The organism is Phytomonospora sp. NPDC050363 (assembly GCF_040655735.1).
Taxonomy (GTDB): Bacteria; Actinomycetota; Actinomycetes; order Mycobacteriales; family Micromonosporaceae; genus Phytomonospora.
Genome location: NZ_JBFAKK010000002.1, coordinates 182,415 through 198,781, shown reverse-complemented (window position 1 = coordinate 198,781; position 16,367 = coordinate 182,415). Strand labels below are relative to the sequence as shown.

The window sequence follows — 16,367 nt, the reverse complement described above, 5'->3', positions numbered from 1 at the left end:
CATGACGTGGCACGACACACGGCCGTTTGTCTACCCCACCTAGACTGATCGACATGGCAGGTAGCGCCGCGTTCTTCGACCTCGACAAGACGGTCATCACCAAGTCGAGTGTTCTCGCTTTCGGCAGACCTTTGTACCAAGGCGGCCTGATGAGCAGGGGTGCCGTGCTGCGCGCCGCCTACGCCCAGCTCGTCTACAAGATCGCCGGCGCCGACGAGGACCAGATGGCCCGGACCCGCGACTACCTCGCGAAACTGTGCGCCGGCTGGCCCGTCGAGCAGGTCAACCAGATCGTGGCCGAAACGCTGCACGATCTGATCGACCCGTACATCTACGCCGAGGCCGCCGCCCTCATCGAAGAACACCAGTCCGCCGGACGCGACGTCATCCTCGTGTCGGCCTCCGGCGAGGAGATGGTCCGCCCGATCGGCAGGCTCCTCGGCGTCGACGACGTCATCGCCACCCGCATGGTCGTCGCCGACGGCCGCTACACCGGCGCCGTCGAAACCTATGTGGCCGGCCCGGTCAAAGCCGAGGCCATCACCGAACTCGCCGCCGCGCGCGGCTACGACCTCTCGGAGTCCTACGCCTACAGCGATTCGGTGACCGACGTGCCGATGCTCGAGATCGTCGGCAACCCCACCGCCGTCAACCCCGACCGAGCGCTGCGCCGCGTCGCAGGTGAACGCGACTGGCCCATGGTGACCTTCAAGCACCCGATCTCGCTGCGCCGCCGCTTCGCCAGCCTGCGCGAACGTCCCGCGATCCCCACCGCGACGCTCGCCATCGGCCTCGGCGTCATCGTCGCGGCCGGACTGGTCCTCTACGCCAAGCGCCGCAAGCGCCGCCTCGCCCTGGCGTCGAGCGCCTGACAGGCCCGTTCACTGACTCGTACTCCCTGGCCCGGGGGTGTTACCTTCCCCCAATGTCCACGCAACGGCAGGCCCGTCTGGCGGACGTGGCAGCCCTCGCGGGTGTCTCCCCCGCGACCGCGTCCCGCGTCCTGAACGGCTCCCCCCACCGGGTCACCAAAACCCTCCACGAACGTGTCCTCGCCGCCGCGCGTGAGCTTCGTTACACCCCCAACGCTCAAGCCCAGGCGCTCGCACGTAAGACATCCGGGACCATAGCCCTCCTCCTGCACGACGTCGCCGACCCCTACTTCGCCGCGATCGCCGGCGGAGTCCTGTCGGCCGCCGACGCCCGGGGCGTGCGCGTCCTCATCGCCGACACCGGCAGCGACCCCCGCGCCAAGGCCGGCCACCTCGCCGCCCTGCGCACCCACCGCCCCCGCGCGGCCATCCTCGTCGGATCCCGCACCACCGACGCCGAGGCCGAGGCCGAACTCGCCGCCGAACTCGACGAACTGCGCGCCGGCGGCGCCAACGTCGTCTCCGTCGGCCAGCCGGGCCTGCCCGGCGCCGTCGTGCGCCCCGACAACCACGCCGGCGCCCGCCGCCTCGCCGAATACCTCACCGCCGCCGGGCACCGAACCTTCGGTGTCGTCGCCGGTCCGCCGACCCTGCTGACCGTCGGCGAACGCCTCGCCGGTTTCACCGAGGGCCTCGCCGCCGCCGGCATCACCCTCGACCAGGGCGCCGTCCGGCACGCCGACTTCAGCCGCGACGGCGGCTACGAGGCCGGCCGCGACTTCGACACCGCCGCCACCGCCGTGTTCGTCACCGGCGACGTCATGGCCACCGGCTTCTGCACGGCCCTGCGCGAACGCGGCATCGCGGTGCCCGGCGACGTGTCGGTCGCCGGGTTCGACGACGTGCCCGTCGTCGCCGACCTGTCGCCGGCGCTGACGACCGTGCGGCTCCCGCTGAGCGACATGGGCTCGCGGGCGCTCTCCCTGGCCCTCGACGGCCCCGCCGACACGGTCGTGGAGGCCGTCGCCGAGCTCGTCGTGCGCGACTCGGTCGTGGAGCTGAACGGCGGGTAACGTGTGGGGATGTCCCTGAACGTCGTCATCCTCGCCGCGGGAATGGGCACGCGCCTCGGCCGGCCCCACCCGAAGCCGCTGACCCCGCTCGCCGACGGACGCAGCATCCTGCGTCAGCAGCTGGAGCACATCCAGGCGACCTTCCCGGCAGCACACGTGTCGATCGTGGTCGGCTTCAAGATGGAGCAGGTCATGGAGGCCGCCGCCGGCGACGCGTCCTTCGTCTACAACGAGCTGTTCGACCAGACGAACACCTCGAAGAGCCTCCTGAAGGCGCTGCGGCTGGCGCCCGCGGGCGGGGTGCTGTGGTTCAACGGCGACGTCGTCTTCGAGCCGGGCCTGCTGCCCGAGCTGGCGCCGGTCATCGCCGAAGGCGGCAGTTTCGTGTGCGTCAACACCGAACGCGTCGCCGACGAGGAGGTCAAGTACACCCTCGACGACGACGGGTACGTGCGCGAGCTGTCGAAGAAGGTCGTCGGCGGGCTGGGTGAGGCCGTGGGCATCAACTACGTCTCCGGGGACGATCGCGCGACGCTCGTCCGCCACCTCGACCTCGTCGATGACAGCGACTACTTCGAGGGCGGCGTCGAGGGCGCCATCTCGTCCGGCGGCATGCGCGTCCGCGCCGTCGACATCTCCGCCTTCGGGTGCGTCGAGGTCGACTTCGCCGAGGACCTGACCCGCGCGAACGAGCTGGACTCGCGCGCGTAGCGGCGCCTGGATGGATCGAACACCTGTCGCATAGTCGACAGTTCGTACAGATGTCCGCACCTTGAGTGATGGTTGATCGTTGATCTCCGCAGAAGCAATCTGCTACTGCAACTTGGAGGTCAGATGGTGACTCGCGAACACGAGGCGCCGATCGAGCTGCTCACGGAATCGCCGGACCTGCTCAAGGATCTGATGGCCCACGTGGGTCTTCCATGGGATCCGGCCGCCGGCGTCGAGTACGCCTCGGAACGCTGCACCCAGCTCAACCCCGCCGAACTCCGCGTGGACAAGGTCGCGAAAGTGACCTTCCCCGATGGCACGGATCTGATGGTCGCCATCGAGGTCCAGCGAAAGGTGGACCCGCGCAAGAAGTTCACCTGGCCGGTCTACGCCACCGACATCCGCCGCCAGATGGTGGCGCCGATCGCCCTGATCGTCTGGTGCCCGACGACGGCGGTCGCCAACTGGGCGGGCGAGCCGATCAGCCTGGGGCCTTCGGGGAGCATCACCCCCACGGCCGTCTCACCCGGCGACTTCCCCGTCATCACCAGCCCGGAGAACTGGACGGGAAACATCGGACTCGCGATCCTGGCCGCGCTGGCTCACCAGGGCCACGAACGCTTCGATGAGATCGCCGCCGCCCTGCTCGAACTGCTCGATCGCATCGAGCAGGCCAAAGCCGCCAAGTACTACGAAGACCTCGCCGACACGCTCAACTTTTCGGCGTTCACGATCCTGGAGCGCACAATGACCACCATGACGTACAAGTTCAAGAGCGACTTCATCCGTCGCCACCGCGCCGAGGCGGAGGCCGACGGAGAGCTGCGGGGCGAGGCCACGGCGCTCATCTGGCTGCTCGGTGATCGCGGCTTCGAACTGGGCGACGACCTCGTCGAAGAAATCCGCAACACCGCCGACGAGGAGCAGTTCCGCACCTGGATCAGGCGCGCGGTGACCGCCGAATCCCTCGACGAGGTCTTCGCCGAGCACCGCCGCGACTGACTCGTCGCACAAGCACCCCTCGCAAATCACCCCTTTCCATCCGTTACCCGACGCGCCTTCGACTCGTTGAACCAGTCAGACGCATTCTGCATGAGCAGTTTGCCGTGAGAAGGGGGTCGGCATGATCACCCGTGACCACGAGGCACCTCCGGAGCCGTCCGGCTCCGGGCGCGGCCTCACGCTCGAACTGCTCTCGTCCACAGCCGTCGAGAACCTCGGCGAATGGCGCACCCCGCCTCCACGCCAGGCGCGCGAGGCGCGCGCGGCACCAGAACCCGGTCGCGAGGACTCCGACTGACCGGCGCGCCCCGGCATCGTGGTGGGCCGGGGACGACGCGAAAGCGGCCCGGACCGTCAGGCCCGGGCCGCTGCGGCGGCGGGAGGACTCAGTCCTCGTCCGACTTCCGCTTCTCCATGCCCTGCGAGATCAGATCCATGACCGCCGAGTCCTGCAGCGTCGTCACGTCACCCAGCGAACGGTGCTCGGCGACGTCGCGCAGCAGCCGGCGCATGATCTTCCCCGAACGCGTCTTCGGCAGCTCCGGGACCAGCATGATCTGCCGGGGCTTCGCGATCGGCCCGAGCTTGGCGGCCACGTGGTTGCGCAGCTCGCCGGTCAGCCCGTCGTCGGGTTCCACCGAACCGCGCAGGATCACGAACGCGACGATGCCCTGCCCGGTGATCGGGTCGGTCGCGCCGACCACCGCCGACTCGGCCACCTTCGGGTGACTCACCAGCGCCGACTCCACCTCGGTCGTCGAGATGTTGTGCCCCGACACCAGCATCACGTCGTCGACGCGGCCCAGCAGCCAGATGTCGCCGTCGGCGTCGCGCTTGGCGCCGTCGCCGGCGAAGTACATGCCCTGGAAGCGCGACCAGTAGGTCTCGATGAAGCGCTCGTCGTCGCCCCAGATGGTGCGCAGCATGCTCGGCCACGGCTCGCGCAGCACCAGGTAGCCGCCACCCCCGTTGGGCACCGAGTTGCCCTCGTCGTCGACGACGTCGGCGGCGATGCCGGGCAGCGGCGTCTGCGCCGAACCGGGCTTGGTCGAGGTCACGCCGGGCAGCGGCGAGATCATCATCGCGCCCGTCTCGGTCTGCCACCACGTGTCGACGATCGGCGTCTTACCCGAGCCGATGTTGTCGCGGTACCAGATCCACGCCTCGGGGTTGATCGGCTCGCCGACCGAGCCGAGAATGCGCAGGCTCGACAGGTCGAACTTCGCGGGAATGTCGTCGCCCCACTTGGCGAAGGTGCGGATCGCGGTCGGCGCGGTGTAGAGCAGCGTGACCTTGTACTTCTCGACGATCTCCCAGAAGCGCCCGCGGTGCGGCGTGTCGGGCGTGCCCTCGTACATGACCTGCGTCGCGCCGTTCGACATCGGCCCGTAGACGATGTAGGAGTGCCCGGTCACCCAGCCGATGTCGGCGGTGCACCAGTACACGTCCGTCTCGGGCTTGAGGTCGAAGACCGCGTGGTGCGTGTACGACGCCTGCGTCAGGTAGCCCCCCGTGGTGTGCAGGATGCCCTTCGGCTTGGCCGTCGTGCCCGACGTGTACAGGATGAACAGCGGGTGCTCGGCGTCGAAGCTCTCGGCCTCGTGCTCGTCGGAGGCGCCGTCGACGACGTCGTGCCACCAGACGTCCTTGTCGGTCCACGCGACGTCCTCGCCGGTGCGGCGGACGACCAGGACCTTCTCGACCGAGGGCGACAGCGCGACCGACTCGTCGACGGTCGGCTTCAGCGCGGAGGGTTTCCCACGGCGGTAGCCGCCGTCGGCGGTGATGACGACCTTGGCGCTGGCGTCCTTGATGCGGCCCGACAGCGCGTCGACGGAGAAGCCGCCGAACACGACGTTGTGGGTCGCGCCGATACGCGCGCAGGCGAGCATGGACACGGCCGCCTCGGGGATCATCGGCAGGTAGATCGCGACGCGGTCACCGGCGACCACACCCAGGTCGGTCAGCGCGTTGGCGGCCTTCTTGACCTCGGTGAGCAGTTCGGCGTAGCTGATGACGCGCGAGTCGCCCTCCGGCTCGCCCTCCCAGTAGATGGCGACGCGGTCGCCGTTTCCCGCCTCGACGTGCCGGTCGAGACAGTTGTAGGCGACGTTGAGTTTCCCGCCCACGAACCACTTCGCGAAGGGAGGGTTCGACCAGTCGAGGGTCTGCTCCCAGTCGGTGCCCCAGTGCAGGCGGCGCGCGGCCTGCTCCCAGAAGCCCAGGCGGTCGGCGGAGGCCTGCTCGTACGCGTCCGCGGTGATGTTCGCCGTGGCCGCCAGTGCCGGGGGCGGGTCGAACCTGCGGGTCTCGGTGAGGAGGTTGGCGAGAGTCTCCTGCGGGGTGTCTGTCATGGTCAACGAGCTCCCTTGTCGTACTGGCGTTGCGCGCGCGTTACTGCTCCGCTGCGACGTGATGTCGATCCGTATGACCCATGACACTAGCGCGCCCGACATGCGCACGGATAGCACGTGGGGTGCACGCCGATGGAGTGGAACTGCTAGCAGCGAGCAGTATCACGCAAGATCAACTGCTTTTGGGAGCTTAAGCCCGAATCCGCCGCCCGGGTACCGGCCGGTAACGTCGCGTCATGACCACGCTCTCGCCCCTCACGGACCTCCCCGACGTCGCCGGTGCGCTCGAGTCGGCGCGCGCCCGCGTCGACAAGGCCCTGTGGAACCGGACCCTGCGCAAGCACGGCGCGACCGTGGCGACCGAGGTCTCCCTCGTCGACGCCGTCGCCTCCGCCGCCCTCGAAGGCGCCTCCTACGACATCGAGGAGGTGCGCGGCGGCGCGGTCACCGACCCCGTCGTGCAGGGCGCGCTGCGAGTCGCCGCCGCCCTGCCCGAACTGGTCACCGTATGGGAGAAGGCGCCGCGCCAGGCCCTCGCGCGCCTCCACCTGCTCGCCGCGCGAGGGCTCGCTACCGGCGACGAGCTCGGCCGGCCGGTTCGAGGCGGTGAGCGCTTCTCGATGCTGTGCGATCTGGCGCTGACCGACCGGGAGTCGCCGGCGATCCTGCTGGCGGCCGTCGTCGAGGCCGAACTGCTGTCGCTGCGGGTCTTCGACACGGGAAACGGCCTGGTCGCGAGGGCCGCAGCGAAGTTGACGCTGGCCGTTCGGGGCCTCGACCCGCGCGGGCTCATCGCCGTCGACGCGGGGCACGCGGCGCGCGAGCCGGAGTACCTCGGGTCGTCGAACGCGTTCGCGACCGGGACCTCCGACGGCGTGCGGTCGTGGCTGCGGCATTACGCGGCGGCGGTCGAGGAGGGCTGCGAGGTCATGGAGACGGTCTGCGCGCGGGTGATCGGCTGACCGGGCGGGCGCGCCTGCGCGCACCCGCCCGGCCTCGGTGAAGCCGCTCGGTCAGAAGGTCACGACCCTGCCGCCGAAGGTCACGACCAGACGGCCGTCCGAGGCGAAGGACCAGCCGAGGGCGCCGCTGTAGGAGGAGCAGCGGGAGCCGTTCGAGCCGGACCAGAACTGGTTGGAGGAGTCGGTGTTGCCGACGATGCGGTCGCTGGTCCCGCTGCCACTGCGGCAGGACGTGTTGTCGCGGAACACCGAGCTGCCGCCGTCGAAGTTGAAGTTGCGCTCGGCGTTGTCGACGCTGACGTTCGCCGAGATCGTCTGGGTGCCGAGGTTGCGGTTGTAGGTGAAGCCGTGCTTGCCGTTGTCGACGGCGATGCTGCGCCGGACGACGTGGTTGACGGAGATGTCCTCGCCGCCGAGTTTGTAGCCGTTGCGGTCACCGTTTCCCGCCTGGGAGCCGTCGCTGAGGGTTCCGTTCTCGTAGGCGAGGGAGTCCTCGATCGTGACCGCGCCGATCGCGCCGGTGTCGGTCTTGGTGTAGAGGTCCCAGCCGTCGTCGATGTTGTTGTGGGCGACGGCGTAGCGGAAGACGTTGCCGGGGCCGGAGGTGAGCTTGGCGGCGAAGCCGTCGGCGTCCTCACCGTCGGAGTCGGCGTTGTCGTGCGACTCGGCGCTGAGGATGAGGTTGTTCGCCGGCCACAACGACTGGGGTGTGCTGGACAGCGCCCGCGACAGCTGGAGGCCGGTGTCGCGGTTGAAGCGCGTGACGGTGCGCTCGAAGATGTTGTTGCTGCCGCCGACGAAGATGCCGTTGTCTCCGGCGCGCTCGACGATGATGCCGCTGATGTGCCAGTAGTTGCCGTTGACGGCCAGGCCGCGGTTGGCGGGGTCCTCGCTCTGGCCTGCGAAGTTGAGCACCGGCCGCTCGCCCGGGTATGCGGTCAGCTTCTTGAGGCCGCCCGACGTGCCGTTGTTGCCGGTCGCGATGGTGACCGTCTGCGAGTACGCGTAGGTGCCGCCACGCGCGTAGATCGTGCCGCCAGCGGCGATGCGGGTGATCGCCGAACCGAGCGTCGTCGGGTTGGCGATCGTGCCGGCCGCCCCGTCGGTGCCGTTGGGGGCGACGTAGAGCGCGTCGGCCGGGGGTGTCGTACCGCCGCCGATCTCGAAGGCCAGGTGGTCGACGTTGGGGAGGCCGTTGGCCGTGGTGGGGCTCAGGCGGATGGTGCTGGTGCCCGCCGGGACCGCGACCGTCAGCGTCTTGGTGACCCAGGTGTCCCAGGCGCCGGTGCCCTCGAACGAGGGCGTCTGGACGGTGGTGCCGTTGACGACGAGCTGCGCCGGCCGGGCGGTCGTCGTGCCGTTGGCGAAGCGGACGCCGACCGTGGCGTTGCCGGCCGCCGAGGCGTTCACGGTGAACTGGGCGCCGGCGCCGACGGCGTTGTTGGCGTTGCAGAAGCCCGAGCCGGTGAAGCCGCCCCAGTTGCTGTCGATGGTGCCGGTGCAGGTGGCCGGAGAGGTCTCGGCTTCGTGGGTGACCGGGGCCGCGAGGGCATGGCCGGGTGCCAGTAAGCCGACGGTTAAGGCCAGGGCGGTTCCGGCGAGGAGAGTCTTGGTTCTCGACATCGGTTCTCCAAGGATGTGAGCGCGGCGCAGGCTTCGCGCTGCCGCCCGGAGCCGCTTGCGGGGTGGTGCGGGGACCGCCGGTGTGGGGTGACCGACTGGAAATCGGCCGGGTACGCCGGCGAAACCTCAGGCTAAGGAAAGCGCTTTCCAAATATCAAGGGCTGGAGTTTGCAGGTTGCTTGCAGGTCTGTTGCAGGGGGAACGTGGGCGGGTCGCGGATTGGGGCGGGCAGGCGTTCGCCGGTGGGGGCGTGGGGTGTGGGCGTTGGGTGGGAACGTGGCGCCCGCGAGGTGAACTCCGGCCTGCGGCGGGTGGGCATTCGCCAGGATGCGACACAGGCGAACTCCGGGGTCGCCACAAACTGTCAGACCTCACCCTTACCGTTATTTTTGGGGGCGTTTCGCCTGGATGCAACGACGCCTGCCCACCGAACGCCGCCCACGCGCACCCGAGCCACTGGCCCCCTCCGGGCAACGCCCCGTGCGGGCGCGGCAGTGGTGGGCGCCGGGGCGACCGGAGCGTGAACTGGTCGACGGCGGCCCGGCTCGCGCGCCGCGCTGGAGGCGCGGCCAAGGTGGTGATCGAAGGCGTGAACGGGTCGGCGCGGCTCTCACATCGACGAGGACCAACCGACAGCCGGCGGCCGGTCGGCGCCGCGAACTCAAGTCTGCGGCGGGTACTGCTGCCACCCCTGCGGCGGCTGCCCCGCCTGGCCGGGCTGCCCGGGCTGTCCCGGCTGCTGGCCCCACTGCGGCTGCCCTGGCTGCTGACCCTGTTGCGGCTGCTGACCCCAGCCCGGCTGAGCCGGAGGCTGCTGCCCCCACTGTTGCGGCGCCTGCGGCTGCCCGTACTGGCCGGGCTGCTGTCCCCACTGCTGCGGCTGCGCAGCCTGCTGCCCCCACCCCTGCTGCGGCTGACCAGTCTGCCCGGGCTGCCCCTGCGGCGCCTGCCCCCACTGCTGCGGCGCCCCCGTGCCCGGCGCCCCCGGCGCCCCCCACTGCTGCAGGCCCTGCTGCTGGTTCCACTGCTGCGCGGTCGGCGCGGGCACGTCGCGCTTGTCCCCGCCGCTCTCACTGGCCTTGAACAGCCCGACGACCCCCCAGATCAGCGCCGCCCACGGCCCGAACAGGATGCACAGCGTCGACTTCCCGCCGCCGATCCAGATCTCGTTCCACACCCCGCCCAGGCACAGCAGCCCGACGACCACCAGAACCAGCCCGAGGATCCCGAAGAACACCCGCTTGCCGATGGTGTTCTTCCCGCCGATGGCGGCCACGATCATCAGCAGCACGCCGCTGATCGTGAAGCTGTAGGCGAGCCCGTTGAACAGGGCGTTGCTCTCGAAGTCCGCGGCAAGAAGGTCCATCGGCGTATGTCTTTCGCGTGGGGGGTGTGTTCGCGTTCGTGCGCAGGCTACGACCGCGGCGCCACTCTACGGCGCGAGTTCACCCGTCCGCAGCCTCCGAACGACGGCTTCGGCATCGCCGTTACGGCCGACATCTTCGGGCGCGACGCCCGCGAGCTCGGTCGTCGCCACGGTTCGCCAGACCTCGGCGACGGCCTCGAACAACGCCGGCGACAGCCCGGCCTCCCGCTGGGTCGCGGCGATCTCCAGCATCTCGCCGACGAAGCGGTCGGCCTTGGCCGCCGACAGGGCGACCTTGTCGACCGGGTCGGCCATGCGGCGCAGGTCCTCGACGACGATGTCGACGACGTCGTGCGTGTGTGCGGTGGCCAGGGCGTTCGCCATGAGCGCGCCGAGTCCTTTGTAGACGCTGGCGGTGCACATCTTGATCGCGCTGGCCGCGCCGAGGCGGTCGGAGACGACGACCGGGCGGATCGCGTCGCGCCACGGGAGACCGGCGATCTCGGCGGCGCGCGGGCCGGAGAAGTACACGATCGCGCCGGGGCTGCGGTCGGGCGGGGATCCGGAGATGCTGCCGTCGACGACGTCGAGATCGGCCAAGACCTCGGCGATCGCCTCGACGGTGGGCGGCGCGACGGCGTTGAGGTCGGCGAACAGGGGCCTGCGCCCGGTACGCGCGACCGCGCCGGCGACCTCGCCCGCGGCCGCCGGCGCCGAGGCGGGCGGCACGATCGAGAGCAGCACGTCGGCGACATCGACGACCTCGTCGAGGCTGTCGACGGCGGTCAGTCCGCGGTCGGTGACGAGCGCACGGGTCCGCGACGAGCGCCCGCCGACGGAGGTGAGCACGTGGGCGCCGCCTTCGCGCAGCGCCCAGCCGATGCCGGCGCCCATGAATCCGGCGCCGACGAGTCCAACGGTCAGGGTCATGCGGTCAAGGTAGCCCCGAGGTGATCGCGGCGTACAGCGACGATGCAGCGGTCGCGGGAGACCGGACCGCCGAAACGCAGCCGGTCGTAGTCGGTGAAGGGCGGTTCGAGAAGGTCGAGTTCGTCGACGAGGGCGCGCAGCTCGTCGCGCCGCACTCCGTCGGCGGGTCGCGGGTCTGCGGTGCCGGCCTCGATGGCGACGACGAGTTCGTCCTTGCGGCGGATATTGGCGGCGGTGACCGACTTGAGGCAGACGTAGCGTCCGCTGAGGTAGGCGGGGTATTCGTCGCCGAAGATCTCGGGGAGGGCGTGGAGGCCGTGCTCGTCGGGGAGGGCGAGGTAGTCGCGGTGGACCATCTCGGCGCCGTCGGAGCGGAGGTAGCCGGGGAGCGGGAGACGTCCGGCGAGGATGTGTTCGCGCAGTTCGTCGGGGGTTTCCCGGCGGCCGGCGCAGATCTCGTCGAGGGTGGCGTAGTGCTCGGTGACGTAGGCGTCGTCGGCGGGCGTCATGGGGTGGTCGCCGTTGAGGGCGAGGAAGCGTTCGGCGACGGTTTCGCGCGGTCCGGTCATGTCCCCGACGCTAGACCCGCGATCCTTCGGCGCGCACCGAAAGTCCACAAGGGACGGTCTTGTCGGTGGGCGCGGTTATGGTCTCGCCACCTAACGACAGGAGCTGAAGAGATGATCGCGTTCGGCGAGTACCGCCCCGCGCCCGGGGCCACCATGACGACTTCGTTCGCCCGGCCGGGTGGTCTGTCGCGTCATCCGCGGGACGACTCCGCGCTCGATCTGGTGGTGATCGGCGCCGCGCGCGGAGACCTGGCGGGGCTGGCGCGGAGGTTGCGGGAGGCGGGGACGCGGGTGCGGTCGCTGACGGTGCGGCCCGCCGACGGGGAGGTCATCGACTTGCGGGATGTCGACTTCGCGGAGGCGACGCCGCAGATCAGGACCTTGCGGATCACCCGGGCGCGGATCAACGGATCGGTCTTCGCGCACCCGACGTTGACGCGGTTGTCGCTGGACCGGGTGGAGTACGACGGGCCGGCGGAGATCGCGCTGGTGGACGGGATCGAATGGTTGCGGGTTCGGGCCTCGGCGTTGCCGGCGGAGTCGTTCACGGTGGGCCCGGCCTCGGCGCTGCGGACGTTCCGTTGGGACGAGGACGGTGCGCCGGCGCTTCGGGGACGGCACCTGCACCTGGCCGGCAGTAACTAGGACGACGACTTCCGCGCGCCGGGACCCGGCACACATGGAGGACGGCACCTCTACGAGGTGCCGTCATCGCTGGCACGTCCATTCCTGGCTACCATGCGTGCGCTTATCTCGTCGTGTCGGGACCACTGTCGGTCCCGGCACGTCGCGCCTCCCGCGGCTGGTCGCGCGTGGGTACCCGGCGGCCGTGCACGGAGCTCATTCCTCAACAGTCTGGGAACGTATCCCGAAGACGTTGTGCGAGGTCCGCATTACCTTTGTACGCCCTTACCTGCGAGTACGGAAGCCTTAGCGGCGATCCCTTTTCGTCTTTTTGTCCGCGAGGGGTCTCGCACCGCCGCTGGTCACCGGGATCTTGTGTGGGTACAGTGTCGGATCGTGTTGACTACCGCTGATTTCACCGACCCGAACCGGTTGATCGTGTCGGGTGCCCTGCACTACTTCCGGGTGCTCCCGCAGCAGTGGCCGCACCGCCTGCGCATGCTGCGCGCGATGGGCGCCAACGCCGTCGAGACCTACGTGCCGTGGAACCTGCACGAGCGCCGGCGCGGCGAGTTCGACTTCGGCGGCCTCGCCGACATCGAGGGCTTCCTGCGCGCCGCCGCCGACGAGGGCCTGGCCGCGATCGTGCGTCCCGGCCCCTACATCTGCGCCGAGTGGGAGAACGGCGGCCTGCCGGTGTGGTTGCGCGCCGAGAACCGCGACCAGCCGCTGCGCTGCATGGACGACGTCTACCTCGCGGCCGTCGACGCCTTCTTCGACGAGCTGATCCCGCGCGTCGCGGCCCACCAGTCCACGCGCGGCGGGAACGTCATCGCCGTCCAGGTCGAGAACGAGTACGGCTCCTTCGGCAGCGATTTGACATACCTTCGGTACGTATCCGAAAGTCTGGCGAAGCGCGGCATCGACGTTCCGCTGTTCACCTCCGACGGGCCCGAGGACGCGATGCTCACCGGCGGGACCGTGCCGGGGATCCCCGCGACGGTCAACTTCGGGTCGCGGCCGGCGGAGGCATTCGCCAAGCTCGCCGAGGTCCGGCCCGGCGACCGGGCGTGGTGCATGGAGTTCTGGAACGGCTGGTTCGACCACTGGACCGAACCGCACCACACCCGCGATCCGCAGGACGCCGCCGACGTCCTGGCCGAGATGCTGGAGTCGGGCGCGTCGGTCAACATCTACATGGCGCACGGCGGCACGAACTTCGGCACCTGGGCCGGCGCCAACCACGACGGGCGCTACCAGCCGACCGTCACGTCGTACGACTACGACGCCCCCATCGACGAGCGCGGCGCGGCGACCGTCAAGTACGGCCTCTTCCGCGAGGTCATCGGCCGCTTCCTGCCCCTCGACGTCGAACCGCCCGCACCCGCGCCGGTCCTCCCGCCCCGCCGGATCGCCCTCACCGAAACTCTCCCGCTGCGCACCGCGATGGCCGGCCTGCCGTTTCACACCTCGGCCGTGCCGCCGACCTTCGAGCAGCTCGGCGTCGACCACGCCGTGGTCATGTACCGCCACACCCTGCGCGGTCCCCGCGAGACCCAGAAGCTCACCGTCGACGACCTGCGCGACCGCGCCCAGGTCTACCTCGACGGCAAGGAACTCGCGGTCCTCGAACGCGACGGCGTCAACGAACTCGACCTCGCCTCGGCGGCGCCCGAGGCGACGCTGGAACTGCTCGTCGAGTCGATGGGGCGCGTCAACTACGGTCCGCTGGTCGGCGAGTGCAAGGGCATCCTGGGCGGCGTGCGGCATCGGTTGCAGACGCTGCACGGCTGGGAGTCGAGGGTCTTCGGTCTCGACGACATCTCCGGGTTGCCATGGGGCACTGGGGATGCCGCCGCGGGTCCGGCCTTCCACCGGGGCACTTTCACCGCGGAGGACGTCGCCGACGGTTTCCTCGCGCTGCCCGGTTGGGTCAAGGGTTACGTGTGGGTCAACGGCTTCGCGCTCGGCCGGTACTGGCAGGTCGGTCCACAAAGGACGCTGTACGTGCCGTGGCCGCTCGTCGAGACCGGCGTCAACGAGATCGTCGTGCTCGAACTCCATCCCGAACGCGTCACCGACAAGTCGGTCGAACTGGTGTCCGCACCCGACCTCGGAGCGTGACCCGACTCTCAGTCTCTTCTCAGGACAGGGATCGTCCCACTTCGTAGGCTGTAGCAATGATGCAGCCCGCGACGTTCGACGAGACCGACGTCCTGATCGATGGTCCCTGGCGCCACCGGTTCATCGACGCCAACGGCTCCCGTTTCCACGTCGCCGAGATGGGCACCGGGCCGCTGATCCTCCTGCTGCACGGATACCCCGGATTCTGGTGGACCTGGCACAAGCAGATCGAGGCCCTGGCCGACGCCGGCTACCGCGTCGCCGCGATGGACCTGCGCGGTTACGGCGCCAGCGACAAGCCCCCGCGCGGCTACGACGCCTACACGATGGCCAGCGACGTCTCCGGGCTCATCCGCGCCCTCGGCGAGCGCGACGCCGTCATCGTCGGCCACGACCTGGGCGGCATGCTCGGCTGGGCGACGGCGAGTTTCCATCCGCAGATGGTGCGGCGGCTGATCGTGCTGTCGGCGGCCCATCCGCTGCGGTTGCGTACGGCGCTTGCCGTCGACCCGCGCGGTCAGCTCGCGGCGAGCAAGCACATTCTGCGCTTCCAGTTGCCGCGGTACGAGCACGTCGTCACCAAGGACGGCGCGCGGATGATCGGTCGGTTCATCCGGCATTGGGCGGGTCCGCGCTGGGCCGGGACCGCCGACTTCGTCGAGTACAGCCGCCGCTGCCGGGAGGCGATGCAGATCCCGCAGGTGTCGTTCTGCGCGCTGGAGGCCTACCGGTGGGTGTTCCGGACGGGGATCCGTGTCGCGGGGCGGCGTTTCGTGCGGTTGATGCAGGAGCCGATCCGGGTGCCGACGCTTCAGTTGCACGGCGCCTACGACACTGCCGTGTTGCCGCGAACGGCGCAGGGGTCGGGCCGTTATGTGAAGGCGCGCTATGAGTGGCTGTTGCTCGAAGACGTCGGTCACTTCCCGCATCTGGAGGCTCCGGAGCTGGTGACCGGCGAGATCCTGCGCTGGATCAAGGAAATGTGATCGTCCGGCGGTCGCCGGCTCCACCGCCGCGATGGGCCGTCGCGTTGGCGGTGGCGATTCCGGAGACTGTCTCTTTTAGACGGTCGATGGGAGACTGGACATTGAGGACGTTCGGTACGCCCACGGCTGGCTGTTCGCCGGAGCGTCCGGCGCGCACCTCGACCCCATCGTGACCCTCTCCCTGGCCGTGCGCGGCAGGGTCGGCTGGCTCGACGCCGCCGGCCATGTCGTCGCCCAGCTGGTCGGCGGTCTCCTCGGCGGTCTGCTCCTGTGGGGCGCCGCCGGCGACGACGTCAAGGGCGAGGTCCTGGGGGTGTCGTCGGCAATCGGCACCGACCAGCTCGTCACCACGCTGGTGGGCCTGATGATCGGCGCATTCCTGCTGGTGTCTGCTACTTCGCACTGGAGGATTGCTCGCGGCGCTCGCGGCGCTCGCGGCGGGGACGGTGATCCCGGCCCTGGTCGGCGTGCCGACCGTCGTGGCGACGCGGGCCACCGCCGTCGACGATGGCGGCCGCCGCACCCGGCACTAGGCACGAAGGGAGGGGCCCCGGCGGGGTCCCTCTCCGTCGCGGGTGCTCTCGAACGCATGTTTCACGTGAAACATCGCGGCCGACGGCCTGGCGGTGGCGCGGCGTGATGGCCCGTGCGATGGCGCGGTGGACGAGGGTCGGGGTGCTTGTCGGCGTGAGGGTCACCGTTGACGGTGCCAAACGCCGGTGACTGCCAGTTTCGGCGCGCAACACCGGCAAAGACAGACAGGTGACGGAGGCCCACCAGGCCGGACGGGGCAGGCCAGGACGAGGCGGTTAGAAGGCCGAGGTAGCGGTCTGGGTGGTCAACCCTCCGCCAGCGGCGAGGGCAGCCGCAGCCTGTGAGACAACGGGCTGGGAACGCTGGAGATTGGTCCCCGGCGTGTGCTGGAGAATGCTGGAGAACGCAAACGCCCATCGCCGCAGCCAACCCGCACGCATCGAAGGCGAGCCGCCGAGCCGGGCCACGTCGGCGAAAGGCCCGCCGCCGGATTCCTCCCGCGACGGGCCTTCCACACGTCCAGCGCTCCGCGCCTGCTTCCGCGCACCGCTATCCGCTATCCGCTATCCGCTATCCGCTATCCACCCAACGCCGCCAGAAGCACTATCCGCGCAGCGCCTCCACCTACTCCGCCAGC

15 protein-coding genes are annotated in these 16,367 nt (G+C 69.9%); 10 read left to right on the top strand and 5 right to left on the bottom strand.

Features of this window, described 5'->3' with window-relative positions; translation table 11 throughout:
- Positions 1-53: 53 nt before the first annotated feature.
- From AB0I28_RS05370 to AB0I28_RS05350, 5 genes are all read left to right on the top strand, one after another.
- A complete protein-coding gene (locus tag AB0I28_RS05370; RefSeq protein ID WP_357489729.1) occupies positions 54-872 on the top strand; it encodes an HAD-IB family hydrolase in 819 nt (272 codons plus the stop codon).
- A 53-nt stretch (positions 873-925) separates the two neighbouring features.
- Positions 926-1,945: a LacI family DNA-binding transcriptional regulator gene (locus AB0I28_RS05365; RefSeq protein ID WP_357489727.1), complete on the top strand. Its 1,020-nt coding sequence runs from the start codon at positions 926-928 to the stop codon at positions 1,943-1,945.
- A gap of 9 nt (positions 1,946-1,954) precedes the next feature.
- Positions 1,955-2,656: a phosphocholine cytidylyltransferase family protein gene (locus tag AB0I28_RS05360; protein WP_357489725.1), complete on the top strand. Its 702-nt coding sequence runs from the start codon at positions 1,955-1,957 to the stop codon at positions 2,654-2,656.
- A 123-nt stretch (positions 2,657-2,779) separates the two neighbouring features.
- The gene (locus AB0I28_RS05355) at positions 2,780-3,658 is read left to right on the top strand and encodes a hypothetical protein (RefSeq protein WP_357489724.1); all 879 of its coding nucleotides are present in this window, start codon (positions 2,780-2,782) and stop codon (positions 3,656-3,658) included.
- A 121-nt stretch (positions 3,659-3,779) separates the two neighbouring features.
- A complete protein-coding gene (locus tag AB0I28_RS05350; protein WP_357489722.1) occupies positions 3,780-3,956 on the top strand; it encodes a hypothetical protein in 177 nt (58 codons plus the stop codon).
- Between the two features lie 88 nt (positions 3,957-4,044).
- Here the strand turns inward: AB0I28_RS05350 and acs are convergent, their stop codons facing one another.
- Positions 4,045-6,012: an acetate--CoA ligase gene (acs, locus tag AB0I28_RS05345; RefSeq protein ID WP_357489719.1), complete on the bottom strand. Its 1,968-nt coding sequence runs from the start codon at positions 6,010-6,012 to the stop codon at positions 4,045-4,047.
- A 236-nt stretch (positions 6,013-6,248) separates the two neighbouring features.
- Between acs and AB0I28_RS05340 the strand changes: the two genes are divergently transcribed.
- Positions 6,249-6,974, top strand: coding sequence for an oxidoreductase (locus AB0I28_RS05340; protein ID WP_357489716.1), 726 nt, complete (start codon positions 6,249-6,251; stop codon positions 6,972-6,974).
- Between the two features lie 51 nt (positions 6,975-7,025).
- Here the strand turns inward: AB0I28_RS05340 and AB0I28_RS05335 are convergent, their stop codons facing one another.
- From AB0I28_RS05335 to AB0I28_RS05320, 4 genes are all read right to left on the bottom strand, one after another.
- Positions 7,026-8,597: a carbohydrate-binding protein gene (locus AB0I28_RS05335; RefSeq protein WP_357489713.1), complete on the bottom strand. Its 1,572-nt coding sequence runs from the start codon at positions 8,595-8,597 to the stop codon at positions 7,026-7,028.
- Positions 8,598-9,258: 661 nt separating this feature from the next.
- Positions 9,259-9,963 (bottom strand): hypothetical protein, encoded by a 705-nt coding sequence (locus tag AB0I28_RS05330; protein ID WP_357489710.1) that lies wholly within the window; start codon positions 9,961-9,963, stop codon positions 9,259-9,261.
- A 66-nt stretch (positions 9,964-10,029) separates the two neighbouring features.
- The gene (locus AB0I28_RS05325; protein ID WP_357489707.1) at positions 10,030-10,893 is read right to left on the bottom strand and encodes a DUF1932 domain-containing protein; all 864 of its coding nucleotides are present in this window, start codon (positions 10,891-10,893) and stop codon (positions 10,030-10,032) included.
- Positions 10,890-11,462, bottom strand: coding sequence for a DUF6058 family natural product biosynthesis protein (locus tag AB0I28_RS05320; RefSeq protein WP_357489704.1), 573 nt, complete (start codon positions 11,460-11,462; stop codon positions 10,890-10,892). The genes AB0I28_RS05325 and AB0I28_RS05320 overlap by 4 nt, the downstream gene beginning before the upstream one ends.
- A gap of 111 nt (positions 11,463-11,573) precedes the next feature.
- Between AB0I28_RS05320 and AB0I28_RS05315 the strand changes: the two genes are divergently transcribed.
- From AB0I28_RS05315 to AB0I28_RS05300, 4 genes are all read left to right on the top strand, one after another.
- Positions 11,574-12,107 (top strand): hypothetical protein, encoded by a 534-nt coding sequence (locus AB0I28_RS05315; protein ID WP_357489701.1) that lies wholly within the window; start codon positions 11,574-11,576, stop codon positions 12,105-12,107.
- Positions 12,108-12,482: 375 nt separating this feature from the next.
- The gene (locus AB0I28_RS05310; protein ID WP_357489699.1) at positions 12,483-14,210 is read left to right on the top strand and encodes a beta-galactosidase family protein; all 1,728 of its coding nucleotides are present in this window, start codon (positions 12,483-12,485) and stop codon (positions 14,208-14,210) included.
- Between the two features lie 56 nt (positions 14,211-14,266).
- The gene (locus tag AB0I28_RS05305; protein ID WP_357489696.1) at positions 14,267-15,196 is read left to right on the top strand and encodes an alpha/beta hydrolase; all 930 of its coding nucleotides are present in this window, start codon (positions 14,267-14,269) and stop codon (positions 15,194-15,196) included.
- Positions 15,197-15,365: 169 nt separating this feature from the next.
- On the top strand, positions 15,366-15,836 hold the full coding sequence (locus tag AB0I28_RS05300; RefSeq protein WP_357489694.1) for a hypothetical protein: 471 nt from the start codon (positions 15,366-15,368) through the stop codon (positions 15,834-15,836).
- Positions 15,837-16,367 lie beyond the last annotated feature (531 nt).